The sequence below is a fragment of the Paenirhodobacter sp. CAU 1674 genome, assembly GCF_029222945.1.
Taxonomy (GTDB): Bacteria; Pseudomonadota; Alphaproteobacteria; order Rhodobacterales; family Rhodobacteraceae; genus Rhodobacter.
On record NZ_JARHUH010000007.1, the window covers coordinates 97,530 to 113,453 of the forward strand.

General features: G+C 65.8%; 19 protein-coding genes. 13 read left to right on the forward strand and 6 right to left on the reverse strand.

Annotated elements, in window-relative coordinates:
• Positions 1–83: 83 nt before the first annotated feature.
• Positions 84–743 carry a glutathione S-transferase family protein gene (locus tag P2G62_RS11455; protein ID WP_275735033.1) on the reverse strand — a complete coding sequence of 220 codons (660 nt, stop codon included), beginning with the start codon at positions 741–743 and terminating at the stop codon, positions 84–86.
• Between the two features lie 164 nt (positions 744–907).
• On the opposite strand from P2G62_RS11455, the gene ppk2 reads away from it, so the two are divergent.
• The 4 genes from ppk2 (at position 908) to P2G62_RS11475 (ending at position 4,716) form a co-directional block, all read left to right on the forward strand.
• Positions 908–1,948: a polyphosphate kinase 2 gene (gene ppk2, locus P2G62_RS11460; protein ID WP_275735034.1), complete on the forward strand. Its 1,041-nt coding sequence runs from the start codon at positions 908–910 to the stop codon at positions 1,946–1,948.
• 209 nt (positions 1,949–2,157) lie between these two features.
• The gene (locus P2G62_RS11465; protein ID WP_275735035.1) at positions 2,158–2,604 is read left to right on the forward strand and encodes a cytochrome c; all 447 of its coding nucleotides are present in this window, start codon (positions 2,158–2,160) and stop codon (positions 2,602–2,604) included.
• A 66-nt stretch (positions 2,605–2,670) separates the two neighbouring features.
• Positions 2,671–3,258 (forward strand): cytochrome b/b6 domain-containing protein, encoded by a 588-nt coding sequence (locus P2G62_RS11470; RefSeq protein WP_275735036.1) that lies wholly within the window; start codon positions 2,671–2,673, stop codon positions 3,256–3,258.
• 75 nt (positions 3,259–3,333) lie between these two features.
• Complete coding sequence (locus tag P2G62_RS11475) at positions 3,334–4,716, forward strand: MATE family efflux transporter (protein ID WP_275735037.1); 1,383 nt, start codon at positions 3,334–3,336, stop codon at positions 4,714–4,716.
• Here the strand turns inward: P2G62_RS11475 and P2G62_RS11480 are convergent.
• The 3 genes from P2G62_RS11480 to P2G62_RS11490 form a co-directional block, all read right to left on the reverse strand.
• Complete coding sequence (locus P2G62_RS11480; RefSeq protein ID WP_275735038.1) at positions 4,713–5,843, reverse strand: FAD-dependent oxidoreductase; 1,131 nt, start codon at positions 5,841–5,843, stop codon at positions 4,713–4,715. The two genes, P2G62_RS11475 and P2G62_RS11480, sit on opposite strands and share 4 nt — an antisense overlap.
• Positions 5,844–5,934: 91 nt before the next feature.
• Entirely contained in the window at positions 5,935–6,354 is a 420-nt protein-coding gene (locus tag P2G62_RS11485; protein ID WP_275735039.1) for a hypothetical protein, read from the reverse strand.
• Between the two features lie 14 nt (positions 6,355–6,368).
• Positions 6,369–7,571 carry a pyridoxal phosphate-dependent aminotransferase gene (locus tag P2G62_RS11490; RefSeq protein ID WP_275735040.1) on the reverse strand — a complete coding sequence of 401 codons (1,203 nt, stop codon included), beginning with the start codon at positions 7,569–7,571 and terminating at the stop codon, positions 6,369–6,371.
• A 78-nt stretch (positions 7,572–7,649) separates the two neighbouring features.
• On the opposite strand from P2G62_RS11490, the gene P2G62_RS11495 reads away from it, so the two are divergent.
• The 5 genes from P2G62_RS11495 to P2G62_RS11515 all read left to right on the forward strand — a co-directional run bounded on the left by P2G62_RS11495 (position 7,650) and on the right by P2G62_RS11515 (position 10,546).
• Complete coding sequence (locus P2G62_RS11495) at positions 7,650–8,030, forward strand: helix-turn-helix domain-containing protein (RefSeq protein ID WP_275735041.1); 381 nt, start codon at positions 7,650–7,652, stop codon at positions 8,028–8,030.
• Positions 8,027–8,299 carry a succinate dehydrogenase assembly factor 2 gene (locus P2G62_RS11500; RefSeq protein WP_275735042.1) on the forward strand — a complete coding sequence of 91 codons (273 nt, stop codon included), beginning with the start codon at positions 8,027–8,029 and terminating at the stop codon, positions 8,297–8,299. The genes P2G62_RS11495 and P2G62_RS11500 overlap by 4 nt, the downstream gene beginning before the upstream one ends.
• Positions 8,300–8,490: 191 nt before the next feature.
• Positions 8,491–8,943: a winged helix DNA-binding protein gene (locus tag P2G62_RS11505; protein WP_275735206.1), complete on the forward strand. Its 453-nt coding sequence runs from the start codon at positions 8,491–8,493 to the stop codon at positions 8,941–8,943.
• A 152-nt stretch (positions 8,944–9,095) separates the two neighbouring features.
• A complete protein-coding gene (locus P2G62_RS11510; RefSeq protein WP_275735043.1) occupies positions 9,096–10,151 on the forward strand; it encodes a DUF2332 family protein in 1,056 nt (351 codons plus the stop codon).
• A 26-nt stretch (positions 10,152–10,177) separates the two neighbouring features.
• Positions 10,178–10,546, forward strand: a complete 369-nt coding sequence (locus P2G62_RS11515) for a DUF2237 domain-containing protein (protein ID WP_275735044.1) — start codon at positions 10,178–10,180, stop codon at positions 10,544–10,546.
• Here P2G62_RS11515 and epmA read toward each other — a convergent pair.
• Entirely contained in the window at positions 10,543–11,580 is a 1,038-nt protein-coding gene (gene epmA / locus P2G62_RS11520; RefSeq protein ID WP_275735045.1) for an EF-P lysine aminoacylase EpmA, read from the reverse strand. The two genes, P2G62_RS11515 and epmA, sit on opposite strands and share 4 nt — an antisense overlap.
• Positions 11,581–11,677: 97 nt before the next feature.
• Here epmA and efp point away from each other — a divergent pair, with 97 nt between their 5' ends.
• The 4 genes from efp (at position 11,678) to rpsD (ending at position 15,383) form a co-directional block, all read left to right on the forward strand.
• Complete coding sequence (gene efp, locus P2G62_RS11525; protein WP_275735046.1) at positions 11,678–12,247, forward strand: elongation factor P; 570 nt, start codon at positions 11,678–11,680, stop codon at positions 12,245–12,247.
• A gap of 171 nt (positions 12,248–12,418) precedes the next feature.
• The gene (locus tag P2G62_RS11530) at positions 12,419–13,354 is read left to right on the forward strand and encodes a lipid A-modifier LpxR family protein (protein ID WP_275735047.1); all 936 of its coding nucleotides are present in this window, start codon (positions 12,419–12,421) and stop codon (positions 13,352–13,354) included.
• A gap of 134 nt (positions 13,355–13,488) precedes the next feature.
• Entirely contained in the window at positions 13,489–14,547 is a 1,059-nt protein-coding gene (locus P2G62_RS11535) for a Hint domain-containing protein (protein ID WP_275735048.1), read from the forward strand.
• Between the two features lie 215 nt (positions 14,548–14,762).
• Positions 14,763–15,383, forward strand: a complete 621-nt coding sequence (gene rpsD / locus P2G62_RS11540; protein ID WP_275735049.1) for a 30S ribosomal protein S4 — start codon at positions 14,763–14,765, stop codon at positions 15,381–15,383.
• A gap of 74 nt (positions 15,384–15,457) precedes the next feature.
• On the opposite strand, the gene P2G62_RS11545 is transcribed toward rpsD, so the two are convergent.
• Positions 15,458–15,841 carry a hypothetical protein gene (locus tag P2G62_RS11545; protein WP_275735050.1) on the reverse strand — a complete coding sequence of 128 codons (384 nt, stop codon included), beginning with the start codon at positions 15,839–15,841 and terminating at the stop codon, positions 15,458–15,460.
• Positions 15,842–15,924 lie beyond the last annotated feature (83 nt).

Here is a 15,924-nt window from a genome sequence, read left to right on the forward strand (position 1 = left end):
GAAATGTGCTCTTCTTCTTGGTGAAAATACTCCGGGGGAGGCGAAGCCGGGGGCAGCGCCCCCAGCCACGCCGCCCCACAGGATCACGCCGGTTCGGCTTCGCGCGTGGCCCACATCTTCTTGAAGGCGGGGCGTGACTGGCACAGGTCCAGCCAGCTCTTGATCCGCGGGAAGCGCGCCATCAGCGGGGCGTGCGGCTGCGCATAGCGCACCATTTCCGCCATGTTGATATCGGCAACGGTGAACCGTCCGCCGACCATGTGGCTGTGGGTTTCCAGATGGGCCTCCAGCGCGGCCAGCGGGCGCATCAGCTTGTCGCAGGCGGCCTCGATCACCGCCTGCGCCTCGCCGCCGCGCTGGCTGGCAAAGGCGATTTCGAGCGCGGGGCTTTCAATCGCGGTGGCCCCATAGAGCGCCCATTGCGTCATCTGCGCCTCTTCGCGCAGATCCTGCGGTGCCAGCGGGCCGCCGGCCTTGCGCGCCAGATACAGGTTGATCGCCAGCGATTCGGACAGGATCAGCCCTGCATCTTCCAGCACCGGGATCGCGCCTGCGGGCGACAGGCGCAGGAATTCCGAAGATTGGGTGTTCAGCGGCGCGTCCGGGGCCTGCGGGTCGAGGCCCTGTGCCACCAGGCGATAGGCCTGCACCACCGGCTTGAGCGTGTAGGGCAGGGCCAGCTCGTCGAGCAGCCACAGATTGCGCGTCGCGCGCGACCGATACATTCCGTAAAGCGTGACCATGATGTCTCCTGTTGCGGGCCTTCAGCCTGCCGCGCACCGCCCCGAAAGAAAAGAGGCGTTTTTGGTCCCGGTAGCGGGTTTGGTGACAGTTTTTTGACACGTATCAAGGTAAATTTTGACCGATGCTTTAGAGTGATTTTAAATTTAGAAACGGAGGGATGTGCATGAACGAACAAATCGCGAAGGATGCGGTGCAGGCTGAGCTTGGGGCGCCGCAGGGAGAGGTCAGCGCAGTTGATACTGCCACCACTTTGCGCAAGCCCGCCGACCCCGCCGAGGCACATCCCGCCGTGGTGCCGGGCGATACCGAGGCGCAGGGGCCGCGCAGCTTTCCGCGTGTCGATCCCAATGCCGTGCGTCTGGCCTTCGAGACCGGGAAATACCCCTATCCGCGCAAGATGGGCCGCCCCGCCTATGAGGCGGAAAAGGCGCAGTTGCAGGCCGAATTGCTGAAGGTCCAGCTCTGGGCGCAAGAGACCGGACAGAAATTCGTAATTCTGTTCGAGGGCCGCGATGCGGCAGGCAAGGGCGGCACGATCAAGCGCTTCAACGAGCACCTGAACCCCCGTTTCGCGCGTGTGGTGGCGCTGAACAAACCCACCGACGAAGAGCGCGGCCAATGGTATTTCCAGCGCTATATCAACCACATGCCGACCAAGGGCGAGATGGTGTTCTACGACCGCAGCTGGTATAACCGCGCGGGGGTCGAACGGGTGATGGGGTTCTGCACGCCCACCGAATACCTTGAATTCATGCGCCAGACCCCCGAGTTGGAGCGCATGCTGGTACGGTCGGGGATACGGCTTTACAAATACTGGTTCTCGGTCACGCGCCCCGAGCAGCGCGCGCGTTTCAAGTCGCGCGAGACCGACCCGCTCAAACGCTGGAAACTTTCGCCTATCGACCTGGCGTCTTTGGACAAATGGGACGATTACACCGAGGCGAAAGAGGCGATGTTCTTCTACACCGATACCGCCGATGCGCCCTGGACCATCGTCAAGTCGAACGACAAGAAACGCGCGCGGCTGAACTGCATGAAGCATTTCCTCTCGACGCTGGACTATCCGGACAAGGATTATTCCATCGCGACCCCGCCCGATCCGCTGATCGTGGGGCATGCCAGCCATGTGATCCATCAGGCCGATCATATCCTGGGCGCCTCGCTGCATCCCGAGCAGCGGCGCGCAGCCCCGAAACCCGTCTGACCGGCGTGATCGGGCCAAACCGGGTGCGGCGGGTTTGCCGCGCCCGGAAGTGCGTAAAACCGGGGCAGGGCGCGCCGCTCACGGGCTTTTTATGCCGTTGTGTGCGCAAGTCACATTCCTGACGTGGCTTGCGCTGTCATACTGGTGCCAACCGGGGCGGTCGTTTGACGGCCGGGCCGGATAACCTGTTCCATTTGACGGAGACACCTATGCGCAAAGTTCTTCTTGCCGCCCTTCCCGCCGCCCTGATCGCAGGGGCTGCCTTCGCCGATCCGATGGCCACGATCGAAGCCCGCCAGGCCTATTTCAAGTCGCTTGGCGGCGTGACCAAGGCGATGGGCGGGATCGCGAAATCCTTCGACGCCGAGGCCGCCAAGGCCGAAACCGCGAAGCTCGAGGCGATTCTGGCGACCGACACCGCCCCGCTTTTCGCCGAAGGCACGTCTGATGCCGAATTCCCGGGCAAGACCCGCGCGATGGCCAAGATCTGGACGAACATGGAAGATTTCGGCGCCAAGGGCAAAGCCATGCACGAGGCCGGGGCCGAGTTGATCGCCGCATCGGCCACGGGCGATGCCGCTGCCTTTGGTGCTGCCTTCGGCAAGTTCGGCGGCACCTGCAAGGCCTGCCACGACGACTATCGCGTGCCGGAATAATCCTGCCGCTTCACACCTCTTGCCCGGGCCGTCGCGGCCCGGGCCTTTGTCTCGACGGATTTTGCCATGACCGATACCCCGCCCCGCCCCGCTGACGACAATCCGCAAATCTGGGACCCGGCGCTGCGGGCCTTTCACTGGCTGCTGGTGCTGGCGGTGACGGGGGGCTGGCTGCTGGGCCATTTCGGGCCGCTGAAGATGACGCTGCATTTCTGGGCGGGCTACACGGTGGCGGCGCTGCTGGTGTTCCGGCTGATCTGGGGGCTGATCGGGCCGCGCAATGCGCGATTTGTCACCTTCATCAAGGGGCCCGGCGCGGTGATCGCCTATGCCCGGACGCTGGGCGCGCGCAAGGCGTCGGGTGCGGCGGGGCACAACCCGCTGGGCGGCTGGTCGGTGGTGGCGCTGCTGTCGGTGCTGGCTGCACAGGTCGCGACCGGGCTGATCGTCGACCCCGAGGATTACATCAACACCGGGCCGCTGGCCGAACAGGTCTCGACCGCGTGGAACCGCTGGGCGTTGGGCATGCACCACAAGCTGGGCGTCGTGTTGCTGGCGCTGGTGGTGCTGCATGTGGGCGCGATCTTCTTTTACCGCTTCTGGAAGCGCGAAGATCTGGTCACCCCGATGATTACCGGCCGCAAGCGGCGCTGAGGCGCCCGCCCGTCATCTGACGGCAGGGGCGCGCGGGCACTGGACCTTGGCGCGGGGCGGCGCTAGCGTCCGGTCATGACCTCCCTGCACACCTCTCTTGCGCCCGCGCGGCTCAGCTATGCCGCCCATGCCCGCACGCTTCTGGCGCTGGGGCTGCCGCTGATCGGTTCGAACCTTGCGCAGATGTCGCTGCATGTGACCGATACGATCATGCTGGGCTGGTATGGCGTGCCGGAACTGGCCTCGGTCGTGCTGGGGTCGAGCTATTTCTTCTTTCTGTTCATCCTGGGCTCCGGGTTTTCCTATGCGCTGATGGGGCGGATTTCCGCGGCCATGGGCGCGGGCGACGAGGTGCAGGTGCGGCGCGATGCGCGCATGGGATTGTGGCTGTCGCTGATCTTTGCCTGCGCGGTGATCCCGGTGATGGCGGTTTCGGGCCCGGTGCTGCGCGCGCTTGGCCAAGACCCGGCGCTGGCCGATCTGGCGCAGGATTATCTGCGCGTGGCGATGTGGGGCATGGTGCCCGCGCTGGTGATCGCGGTGCTCAAGGCCTATCTGAGCGCGCTGGAGCGCACGCAGGTGGTGATGTGGGTCACGCTCTGGGGGTTGGCGTTGAACGTCGCGCTGAACTGGGTGCTGATCTTCGGCAATCTGGGCGCGCCGGAAATGGGCGTGCGCGGTGCGGCGCTGGCCTCGGTTCTGGTGCAGATCTCCACGGCTTCCTTGCTGATGATCTATGCGGTGCGGGTGCCCGCGCTGCAACGCTTCAATCTGTTGCAGCGGTTCTGGAAACCCGATTGGGAAGCCTTCTTCGCGGTGGCCCGGCTGGGCCTGCCGATCGGGCTGACCTCGCTGTTCGAGGCGGGGCTGTTTCAGGCCTCGGCGCTGATGATGGGCTGGATCGGCACGGTGCAACTGGCCGCGCATGGCATCGCGTTGGAACTCGCCTCGCTGACGTTCATGGTGCATATGGGCCTGTCCAATGCCGCAACGGTGCGCACCGGGCGGGCCTTTGGCGCGCGCGATGCGGTGCGGCTGCGCGACGGGGCGGTGGTGGCGCTGGCGATGTCGGCGCTGTTCGGGGTGGCGACGATCGGGCTGTTTCTGGGGCTGCCGCAGCTGCTGATCGGGGCGTTTCTGGATCTGGACAATCCCGACAGTGCCGAGATCCTGGCCTTCGGCACGCGGTTGCTGGCGGTTGCGGCGCTGTTTCAGTTGTTCGATGCAACGCAGGTCATGGCACTGGGGCTGCTGCGCGGGGTGCATGACACGCGGGTGCCGATGTGGGTTGCCGGATCGGGCTATTGGCTGATCGGCATGCCGTCTAGCTATCTGCTGGCGTTCCAGTTCGGTTACGGCGGGGTCGGGCTGTGGCTGGGCCTGGTGATCGGGCTGGCCTGCGTCGGGCTGACGCTGATCGTGCGCTTCTGGCGCGGGCCCTGGTTGCGCCTGAGCTAGCGGTAGACGCGCAGGTAGTGGTTTTCGAACATCCGTTTCAGCCAGTGCAGCGGTTTCAGCGCAGGCAGGACGATGTTCAGATTGCCGCGCCGGAACACCAGCATTCCCTTGTCCAGACTGTCCATGATGCAGATAAGCTCGGCCCGGAATTCGGTGCGCGGCAGATCGCCCTTCAGCATCGCGGCGATATTGGCGGCCACGGCCTGCGCCTGCAGATCGGCCTGATGCGCCTGTTTCGGTAGCCATTCCGGCCCCGGATAGCTGCCGCTGTCGCCCGCAACCCAGACACCTTCGAACCCCGCCACACGGCACAGCGCATCGGCCTGCACCATCTTGCCCGGGCTCATCGGCAGGTCGGTATTCTCGAACCAGACGGGGCCGGTCATGCCGGGCTGGAACAGGATCAGATCGGCGGGAATTTCGCCGCCCTCGGTCACCACGCGGTCGGGGTCGATCCGCACCATCTTGTGGCCCAGATGGGTGTCGATCCCGCGTTTCGCCATTTCCTTCAATAGCCCGTCGACCGCCTTTTCGCCCAGCCGGTTGCCGGGCCGGGGCGCGGGCGAGAAGAACACCAGCCGGAACCGATCGCGCCGGCCCTGACGGCGCAGCAGCGTATCCAGGATGAACAGATATTCGAACATCGGCCCGCCGCGCATCGCGCCCGGCTCGGCGGGGTTGGTCGCCATGCCGATGGCGATGGTGCCGCCTTCCAGCGCACCCAGCCGCTCGGTCATCGCCTCGGCGGCGGCAATGCCTTCGCAGGGGATGATTGCGTTCTCGATGCCGGGCAGCTTGCGCAGGAACCGCCCGCCCGCCGCGATCACGATATGATCGGCGCGGATCGTCTCGCCCGCGTCGGTGTCGATTTCGCGCGTGGCGGCGCGCAGCCCGGTGACCGAGGCCTGAATGAACCGCACCTTGTGGCGGGCAAAGAACCGGACCAGCGGCAGGCGCAGTGCGTCCGCCTTGCGTAGCCCGGCGGGAATCCAGATCGTCGAGGGCAGGTAGTGCAGCGCGTCGCGCGGCGAGATGACGGTGATCTCTGCGTCGACGCCGCGGCGGCGCAAGGCGCGCACCGTTGTGAGGGCCGCAAAGCCAGAGCCGAGAATCGCGATATGCGGCATCAGTGCCTCCTGCCGTTGATGTCTTCGCAGTAGTCCCGCCCCTGCAGAGCGTCCAGCGTGATCGGTGCGACAGCTGCGCACAGGTCGGGGGTCAGGCTTCGTCCTCGGGCTGGGCCTTCATCAGCCGTTCGGCCTTCTTGCGCACCAGAACCGTGCGCAGATCGTGCATCGCCAGCAGCAGCGCGTCGGTCACATCGTCCAGCTGCGCATCGCTGGCCTTCGATTGCACCCAATGCGTCGTCAGGTTCAGATAATCGACCGCGCGGTGAATGTCGTCGATATCGCGCTGCGCCAGCAGCGCCACGCGCCGCGCCATCCAGCCCTCGATCTCGGCCAGATCGGCCGGGCTCAGCACCCGGTCGCCCTGCGCTTTGATCTCGCCATTGCGGATGTTGACGACGGCGATCTGATCCATCTCGATCCGGCGCTGGCGGTTTTCGGTATCGACCCGAAACACCGCCGCGCCATTCTCGCGGATGCGGAAATAATACTCCGGCAGATCGCCCGCCATCTGGCCCTCGCCCCTTATTTCAAGCCTTCGCAGAAGGTCTTGATCCGTGCGCAGGCCTCGGTCAGGGCCGCGTCCGAGGTAGCGTAGCTGATGCGGAAGTTGGGCGAAAGGCCGAAGGCCGCGCCGAACACCACCGCCACGCCGGTTTCTTCCAGCAGCGCGCTGGCGAAAGCCTCGTCATCGGTGATCTGCGTGCCCGCGGCCGAGGTCTTGCCGATGCAGCCCGCAATCGAAGGGTAGACGTAAAACGCGCCTTCGGGGGTGGGGCAGCTGATCCCCGGGCAGGTGTTGAGCGCGGCCACCACCAGATCGCGGCGGCGTTCGAACGCCACGCGGCTTTCGGCGATGTAGTCCTGCGGGCCGTTCAGCGCTTCGACCGCGGCAAATTGCGAAATCGAACAGGGGTTCGAGGTGGATTGCGACTGCACCTTGCCGATCGCCTTGATCAGCGCCTCGGGCCCGCCGGCATAGCCGATGCGCCAGCCGGTCATCGCATAGGCCTTGGACACGCCGTTGCAGGTCAGCGTGCGGTCATAGAGGCCCGGTTCCACCTGCGCAGGGGTCACGAATTTGAAATCGCCGAAAACCAGATGTTCATACATGTCATCGGACATCACCCAGACCTGCGGGTGACGCATCAGCACATCGGTCAGCGCCTTCAGCTCGTCATGGCTGTAGCCCGCGCCCGAGGGGTTCGAGGGCGAGTTGAAGATGAACCACTTGGTGTTCGGCGTGATCGCCGCTTCCAGCTGTTCGGCGGTGATCTTGTAGCCGGTCTCCATCGGGCCGGTCACGAAGACCGGCGTGCCGCCGGCCAGCAGCACCATATCGGGATAGCTGACCCAATAGGGCGCGGGGATAATCACCTCATCGCCCGGGTTCAGCGTGGCCACCAGCGCATTATAGAGCACCTGCTTGCCGCCCGACCCCACGGTGATCTGCGAAGGCTTGTAGCTCAGCCCGTTTTCGCGCGCGAATTTCTCGCAGATCGCTTTCTTCAGCTCCGGGATGCCGTCGACGGCGGTGTATTTCGTCTTGCCCGCCTCGATCGCCGCAATCGCCGCGGCCTTGATGTTCTCGGGCGTATCGAAATCGGGTTCGCCCGCGCCCAGGCCGATCACGTCGCGCCCGGCCTCCTTCAGCTCGCGCGCCTTGTTGGTCACCGCGATGGTGGGCGAGGGTTTCACGCGGGCGAGGGTGTCGGAAAGGAAGGCCATGGGGAAGCTCCGGTTTGTATCTGCCGGATGCATGTCTTACGCTGCGGTCCGTGGAATTCAAGTGAAAGAGGGGCGGAGATGGGCGAAGATTGGTATGGCGCCGAACAGGCGACCTTCGGGGACCGGCTGGCAGGGGCGCGCGAGGCCGCAGGGCTGAGCCAACCCGAACTGGCCGAGCGGCTGGGCGTTCGTCTGGAAACCCTGCAAAGCTGGGAAGACGACGCGGCCGACCCGCGCGCCAATCGGCTGCAGATGCTGGCGGGGATGCTCAGTGTGTCGCTGATGTGGCTGCTGACGGGGCAGGGCGAAGGGCTTGACGCGCCGCCCGAGGCGCGGGAAGAGGCGGAAACGGTGCGCGAGACGGTGCGCGAAATCCGTGCCATCCGCTCGGTCGTCGAGGAACTGGATGCGCGGCTGGGCCGGTTGGAGCGCAAGCTGATGGCGGAGGGGCTGGAATGACCGAGACGATGGACGCACGGCTGAAGCGGATGCGGATGCGCAGCTGGCGGCGCGGCACCAAGGAAATGGACCTGATCCTGGGCCCCTGGGCGGATGAACGGCTGGCCGGGATGGATGCGGCGGCGCTGGACCTGTATGATCTGCTGCTCGAAGAAAACGATCAGGATCTGTATCCCTGGGTTTCGGGCGCGCAGCCTTGCCCGGCGCAATACCTTGATCTGCTGAGCGAAATTTCCGCCTTCGCCAAGGCACGCCACGCCCGCGGCTGAGCCCGGCACGGCATGGGTGCCGGGGATTTGTGACAGATTCACAGGAAATTTTCGGCGCTTAACCGAACGTTGGTGTTTTTCCGCCATTTTCGCCTTGGGTAGCGAGATCGGCGGAGAAATGAATGACTTTTCAGACCCCAGTGAAGGTGCCCGGGCCGGAGGCGGTGAAAGACGCCGCGCAGCCCGGTCTCATGGCAGGCTATCTTGATAGCCTGTCCTTGGTAGAACGGCTGCATCGGCTGCTTCTGGACGTGATCAAGGACGAATTCGAACGACTGGGGATTTTGGAAATCAACCCGGTGCAGGCGCTGCTGTTGTTCAACGTTGGCGAGCATGAGGTGACCGCGGGCGAGTTGAAGACGCGCGGCTATTATCAGGGTTCGAACGTGTCCTATAACCTGAAAAAGCTGGTGGATTGCGGCTATATGCATCACCAGCGCTGCGAAATCGACCGCCGGTCGGTCCGGGTGCGGCTGACGGCCAAGGGGCGCAGCTTGCGCGATGCGGTGGCCGACCTGTTCGAACGGCACGCTCAGGGCATGGAACAGCGCGGTGTGATCGGGTTCGACGCGATGGACGACATGAACCGCACCCTGCGCCGGATGGAACGCTACTGGACCGATCAGATCCGCTATATCTACTGACGCGCTCTGTCTCGGCGTCCCTGCGGATCGCTGCGCCCGACTTGATCGGGGCGCGGAGGACGGGCATGCTGCGGCCTGTGCGGCGGCCACCTGCACCCGCGCTTAGCGTTCAGGTGGCGGGCTGGGCCGCCCAGACAAGCGAAGAGGTGACAATGGTTCAGACCCTGCCCGAAGCGTTGGAGCGTCAGGCACTGGCCTGCACCGATCTGGGATCGCCCTTCACGGCCGCGGTGCTGCGGGCCTTTGCCCATCTGTGGCAAGCGGGGCAGGTGCCGCCCGCGCTGGCCGCGCGGCTGCAGGCCTTCAGCGGCGACATCGGCCCCTCGGGGCATTCACTGCCGCTGCGGCTAGCGGGGGCACTGCATGCGTTGCATCTGCGCGGGCGTGCCGGGCCGCTGACACCTGCCTACAATGCGCCGCAGGGCCGGGCCGCTGCCGATCTGATCGCGCCGATGGCCGCAGTGCTGCAGACCGAGGCCGCGTTTGTCGATCACTACCTCGACAGCCCGCCGCAAACGAACGAGATGCGCCGCTCGGGCCCGCTGATCGCACTGGGCCAGTGGCTGACCGCGCGGTTTGGCCTGCCGCTGGTTCTGTCCGAACTGGGGGCGAGCGCCGGGCTCAATCTGATCTGGGATCGCTATGCGCTTGATCTGCGGGGGGAAAGCTTCGGTGCGGCCGACCCGGTCGCGCGCCTTGCCCCCGATTGGCAGGGCGCGTTGCCGCCGGTCGCGCAGCCCCGGGTCGTGGCGCGGGCGGGGGCAGATTTGAACCCGCTCGACCCGGTTGCGGATCGGCTGCGGCTGTTGTCCTACATCTGGGCCGATCAGGCCGACCGGCTGGCGCGCACCCGCGCCGGGCTGGATGCCTTGGCCGCCGATCCCGCGCCGGTCGCCCGCGCCGATGCCGCCGACTGGCTGGAGGCGCGGCTGGCCGTGCCGCACCCTGGCGCGCTGCATCTGGTCTGCCACACCGTCGCCTGGCAATATTTCCCGCCTGCGGTGCAGGCGCGCTGCGCGGCCGCGCTGGACCGGGCGGGGGCTGCGGCCAGTGCCACGGCCCCGCTGGCGCATTTCGGGATGGAGGCAGACGGCGCCGCGCCCGGGGCGGCACTGCGCTTGACGCTGTGGCCCGGGGGTGAAACGCTGGACTTCGGGCGCGCGGATTTCCACGGCCGCTGGGTCGACTGGCGCGCGCCTGCCCCCTGAGGGCGCTGCAACGGGCGGAGGCACGCATGGAAATGGAACCGGCAGTCAATGTCTTGGGCGGGGTGTTGCAGCCTTGTTCCATGACCCCGCGCACCGGGTTTTTCCGTGACGGGCATTGCAACACCTGTTGGGAGGACGCGGGCAGCCACACCGTCTGCGTGATCGTGACGGCCGAATTCCTGGTCTGGTCGGCCTATATCGGCAATGACCTGAGCACCCCGCGCCCGGAATTCGATTTCCCGGGTCTGGTCCCCGGCGATCGGTGGTGCCTGTGTGCCGCGCGCTGGCTCGAAGCACAGGACGAAGGCTGCGCGCCGCGTGTGGTTCTGGCGGCTACGCATCGGCGGGCCTTGCAGGTGATCGCGCTGGAAACCCTGCGCGATCACGCCGCTTAACCGGCGACCGGCGCCCAGATCACATCGTCGATCCGCGGCGCCGCGGTGGCCAGCATCACAAGCCGGTCGAAGCCGAGCGCGATGCCGCTGGCCGCAGGCATCAGATCAAGCGCGGCAAGGAAATCTTCGTCCAGCGGGTAGCTCTCGCCATAGATCCGATGTTTTTCCTCCATTTCCAGCATGAAGCGGCGGCGCTGTTCGGCGGCATTGGTCAGCTCGCCAAAGCCATTGGCCAGTTCCACCCCGCAGGCGTAAAGTTCGAACCGCTCTGCCACCCGGGCGTCATCGGGGGCGGGGCGGGCGAGTGCCGCCTCGGCGGCGGGGTAGCGGTCCAGCACGGTTGCGCGGCCATGGCCCAGATGCGGTTCGACCTTCTCGACCAGCACCTTGGACAGCATCAGCGACCAGGTGTCATCGTCGCGCATCGAGATCCCTGCCGCGCGGCACTGAGCACGCAGGGCATCGGCGTCGGTTTCAGCGCCATCGCAGGTTGCCAGCAGGTCTATGCCCGCATGGCGCGTGAAGGCCTCGGCCACCGACAGCCGCTCGGGCGGGGCGAAAGGGTCGCAGGTCTGGTCACGATAGCGCAGCACCTCGACCCCCGCCGCCCGGGCGGCAAGCCGCAGCATCGCCGCGCAGTCGTCCATCAGCACGGTATAGTCCTGGCCCACGCGATACCATTCCAGCATGGTGAATTCCGGGCTGTGCAGCGCGCCCCGCTCGCGGTTGCGCCAGACATGGGCGAAGGCCGCGATCCGGGTTTCGCCCGCCGCCAGCAGCTTCTTCATCGCGAATTCGGGGCTGGTGTGCAGATACATCGGATGCGCCAGCCCGTCGTTGCCGATCGCCTGGGTCTGGAAGGCGTGCAGATGCGCCTCGTTGCCCGGGCTGATCTGCAGCGCGCAGGGGTCGACCTCCAGAAACCCTTCGTCGGCCAGCCAGCCGCGCAGCGCGCCCTGAATCCGGTTGCGTGCCAGCAGGGCGGGGCGGCGGTCGGTGTGACGGTCGGGGTGCCACCAGGGGGTCTGGGTCATGCGTGGGCTTTTCTCTGGAAATTGCGTCGCGGATGGTTTAGGCGCTTCGCCATCCGGGCGCCAGAGCCTGTCTCAGGAACAATCAAGGACCGTCATTATGGCTAAAGTGATCGCCTCTTCGATCCGCAAGGGCAATGTCATCGACCTGAACGGCGTGCTGCATGTCGTGCTGACCGCCGAAAACATCCACCCCGGCAAGGGGAACTCGGTCACCCAGGTCGAGATGCGCCGCATTTCCGACGGTGTGAAGGTGAACGAACGCTGGCGGACCGTCGACAGCGTGGAAAAGGCGCATGTTGACGAAGAGGAATTCGATTTCCTCTATGAAGACGGCGAAGGCTTCCACTTCATGAACCCGCAAAGCTACGAGCAGATCACCGTCAGCGAAGACGTGGTGGGCGATGCCAAGGTTCACCTGCGCGACGGGATTCGCGTCTGGCTGCTGATGCACCAGGGCGTGGCGCTGTCGATGGAACTGCCGCAGAAAGTCACCGTCGAGGTCGAGGAAACCGAGCCGGTCGTGAAGGGGCAGACCGCCTCGTCCTCTTACAAGCCCGCAACCTGCACCGGGGGCATCCGCGTGATGGTGCCGCCGCATATCGGTGCGGGCACCCGCATCGTCATCAACACCGCCGACAACTCTTATGTCGAGCGCGCGAAGGACTGAGCCGCACCGCGCTTGCGCATCAGGCAAAGGCACCCTGTGGGGTGCCTTTTGTTTTTCCGGGACGGAATTTGCAGACCCGGTCGTATTTTCGCCTGATTTGCGCGGAATAGGGTGGTAAACGAACGGTAACCCGCGCTGCGGGAGCGACAATAACACCGGGCAGGATGACAGATGCGCACCCCTTCTTTTTCGGGCCTTCGGGCCCTTGTTCCGCTCTTTTTGGCTGGTCTGGCCGCCTTGGCGCATCCGGCGCAGGCCGAAGGCGAGCGTCAGTTGCTGGGCGTGGGCCGGTTCTTCTACAACGACTATTTCGGTGATGGTGACGACCGCTGGCAGACCGGGGGCTATTCGCTCAGCTTCGTGCGGGGCACGGGCTGGGACGGGGCCTTGCCGACGCGGCCCTTCGACATCATGGAATACCGTTTCGGTGGGTCGATCATCGCGCCGTCGCGGCTGCGCAACCCGCCTGCGGGCGATCGCCGCTATGTCGGTCGGCTGAATGTGGCGGCCAACACCTATTTTGACGTGCGCGGGGTCGAGACCCGTCTGGGCTTTGGCGTGACCGCCGTGGGCCCTGCGACCGGCATTGCCACGCTGCACAAGGATCTGCACGATCTGTTCAGCGCGCCGCGCGTGGTGGTGGCCGAGGATCAGCTGCCGAACCATCTGTATCCCACGCTCAGCGCCGAGATCGGGCGCGGGTTCGATCTGGCCGGGGGCGAGCTGCGCCCCTTCGCCGAGGCGCGGGCGGGTGATGAGACCTATCTGCGCGCGGGCGCCGATTTCAGCTTCGGGGCGCGTGAAACGGGCGCGCTGTGGCTGCGCGACGACGTGACCGGGCATCGCTATGTCGGGGTTTCTGGCGAAGGTGGTGGCAACACGTCTTTCGTGCTGGGCGGTGATATCGCGCGGGTCTTCGACAGCGTCTATTTCCCCGCGGCCGACGGTGTCGAGCCTGAAAAGACCCGCAGCCGGTTGCGGGCGGGTGTCTCGACCCGGATCGGCTTCGTCGGTGTGTTCTACGGTCTGACCTGGTTGTCCGAGGAATATGTCGGCCAGCCCGAGGGGCAAATCCTGGGCGGGTTGCGCGCGCGGGTGAACTTCTGATCGGGGTGCCCGCCGGGCCGCCGAATGCGGCCCGGGTGGATTTAAGGGATTCACAAGCCGATTCGCACATGTTACCGTCGACGTAATCAAGGACCAGAAGGTCCATAAAAACGTGGCGGCAGGACATACAGGCAATGAAAACGGGCTATCAGGGCGCGTTTGTCATCTCATGGGCACAAACAGAGGTGGACGGCGTTGTGGCGCCGCCTCTTGACGCGTTGATGGTGGGTGCGTGTTGGCAATGGTGGGGTGAGGCGGTGCGGGTCGACGGGCCCGGCGACCTGCTGGTCCTGACCGGGGCTGAGGGCGAGGCGGAAACCCGTGTGCGGGCCGCGCGGATGGTCCGCCGCCTGATGGGCGCCGCGCTTGGCGGTGCCGATCTTGCCGATGCTCCCGAAGAAACCACGCCCGATCAAAGCTTTACCGTCACCGACGGGTTGCAGACCTATGTCGTGACCTTGGTTGCGCTGGCTGATGGCCGCGGGCGCCTGTTGCTGTTTTCGGGGCGGGTTCCGCCCACGGAATGCGAATTGTGGGTGGTCGATTGTGCGCTTGATCCGCGCGCGCCGGCGGGCGGGGCCGATGCGCCGGGGGTGATCTGTTTCACGCCAGGCACCCGGATCGAGACCCCGCGCGGCGCGGTCGCCGTCGAAGATCTGCGCCCGGGCGATCAGGTGATGACGCGCGACGATGGCGCGCAGGATATCCGCTGGATCGGGTCGCGCCGGATGAGCGGCGCGCGGCTTTATGCGATGCCGCATCTGCGGCCGGTGCGGATTCGGGCGGGGGCCTTCGGGATCGGGCGCCCGACGGGCGATCTGCTGGTCTCGCCGCAGCATCGGATGCTGGTGAAGGGGCCCGCCGCGCAGGCCCTGTTCAACGAGGCCGAGGTTCTGGTGCGGGCCTGCGATCTGGTCAATGGCGGCGCGGTGCGCGTCGAACAGGGGCTGCGCGATCTGCGCTATATCCATCTGCTGCTGGAGCGTCACCAGGTGCTGTGGGCCAACGGGATGGAGACCGAAAGCTTCCATCCGGCCTCGACCGCGCTGGAGATGATCGCCGAGGACCAGCGCCGCGATCTGCTGGCGCTGTTGCCGCGGCTGGCCGACGATCCGCAAAGCTATGGCGCTTATGCGCGCCGCGCCCTGCGTGCCTCCGAGGCGGCGATCCTGCGTCACGATCTGGCCGCCTGAGGCGGGGCGCGGCGAAAACCGGCGAAGGGCGTTGACACCGGCGCGCGCGGCTGTATAAGCCCGCCATCCCGGTGGCGCCCTGCCGCCGGTTTATTCATTGGTGTTGGTGGACCCCGCAAGGGGAAGCCTGTCGCCCAAGGGTCTTGCGGGGGCATTTGCCCAAAGGCCGGCGGGAAAGGACAACGCCCTTCGAAACGCAAAGAAGGAGATCAGCCGTGACCAAACGCACGTCTGCCAAGTACAAAATCGACCGCCGCATGGGCGAAAACATCTGGGGCCGCGCCAAGTCGCCGGTCAACAAGCGCGAATACGGCCCGGGCCAGCACGGCCAGCGCCGCAAGAACAAGCTGTCGGACTTCGGGACCCAGCTGCGCGCCAAGCAGAAACTCAAAGGCTACTACGGCGACCTGACGGAAAAACAGTTCCGTCGCATCTATGCCGAAGCCGAGCGTGTGAAAGGTGACACCGGCGAGAACCTGATCGGTCTGCTGGAGCGCCGTCTGGACGCGATCGTCTACCGCGCCAAATTCGTGCCGACCGTCTTCGCCGCCCGCCAGTTCGTGAACCACGGCCATGTGACCGTGAACGGCCAGCGCGTGAACATCGCGTCCTACCGCGTCAAGGAAGGCGACGTGATCGCCGTTCGCGACCGCTCGAAACAACTGGCCGTGGTGCTGGAAGCCACCCAGTCGGCCGAGCGCGACGTGCCGGACTATCTGGAAGTCGACCACTCGAAAATGACCGCGACCTTCGTGCGCACCCCGGCTCTGGGCGACGTGCCCTATCCGGTGCAGATGGAACCGAACCTGGTCGTCGAATTCTACGCGAAGAACTGATCGTTCAGTCTTCGCCGACCCCAAAATTCGAAAAGCCGCCCCTTGGGGCGGCTTTTTCTTCATTGGGCGCGCGGTCAGCTTTCGAAAGGCGGGCTCGTGAGCCAGCCCCAGAACGAGGTATTGCGGTAAAGCAGGCCCGACAGGCTGCCCGAGCTGAGCGCGTCCAGATAGGCCCGGGTTTCGTCGGGGTCATTGAACTTCGGGATGCGATGCGAATCTGAACGCATCGCCACGGTTTCCGCCCCGCGTTTGAGGGCGCGCTCTAGGCTGCGGCTCCAGCCACCGTCCACCTCGCCCAGGAACAGATCTGCGCGTGCCAGCTCGTTCTGTGCCCGGAGCCGCGCGGATTCGGGCAGGGTGCGATAGAGGCGCTCCAGCGTCGAGCCGGGCTCTGCCACGACCGGGGAACCGGCCAGAAGCGCGGCAATGAGCAAGGGGCAGAGGGGGCGCAGGGGCATGAGGGGCCTCAAATCAGATGCATCTCATTAGGAAATCATAGAGAATTGTGGCGCAATCCGGGCGGGGGCCGGGGCGGAAGCTG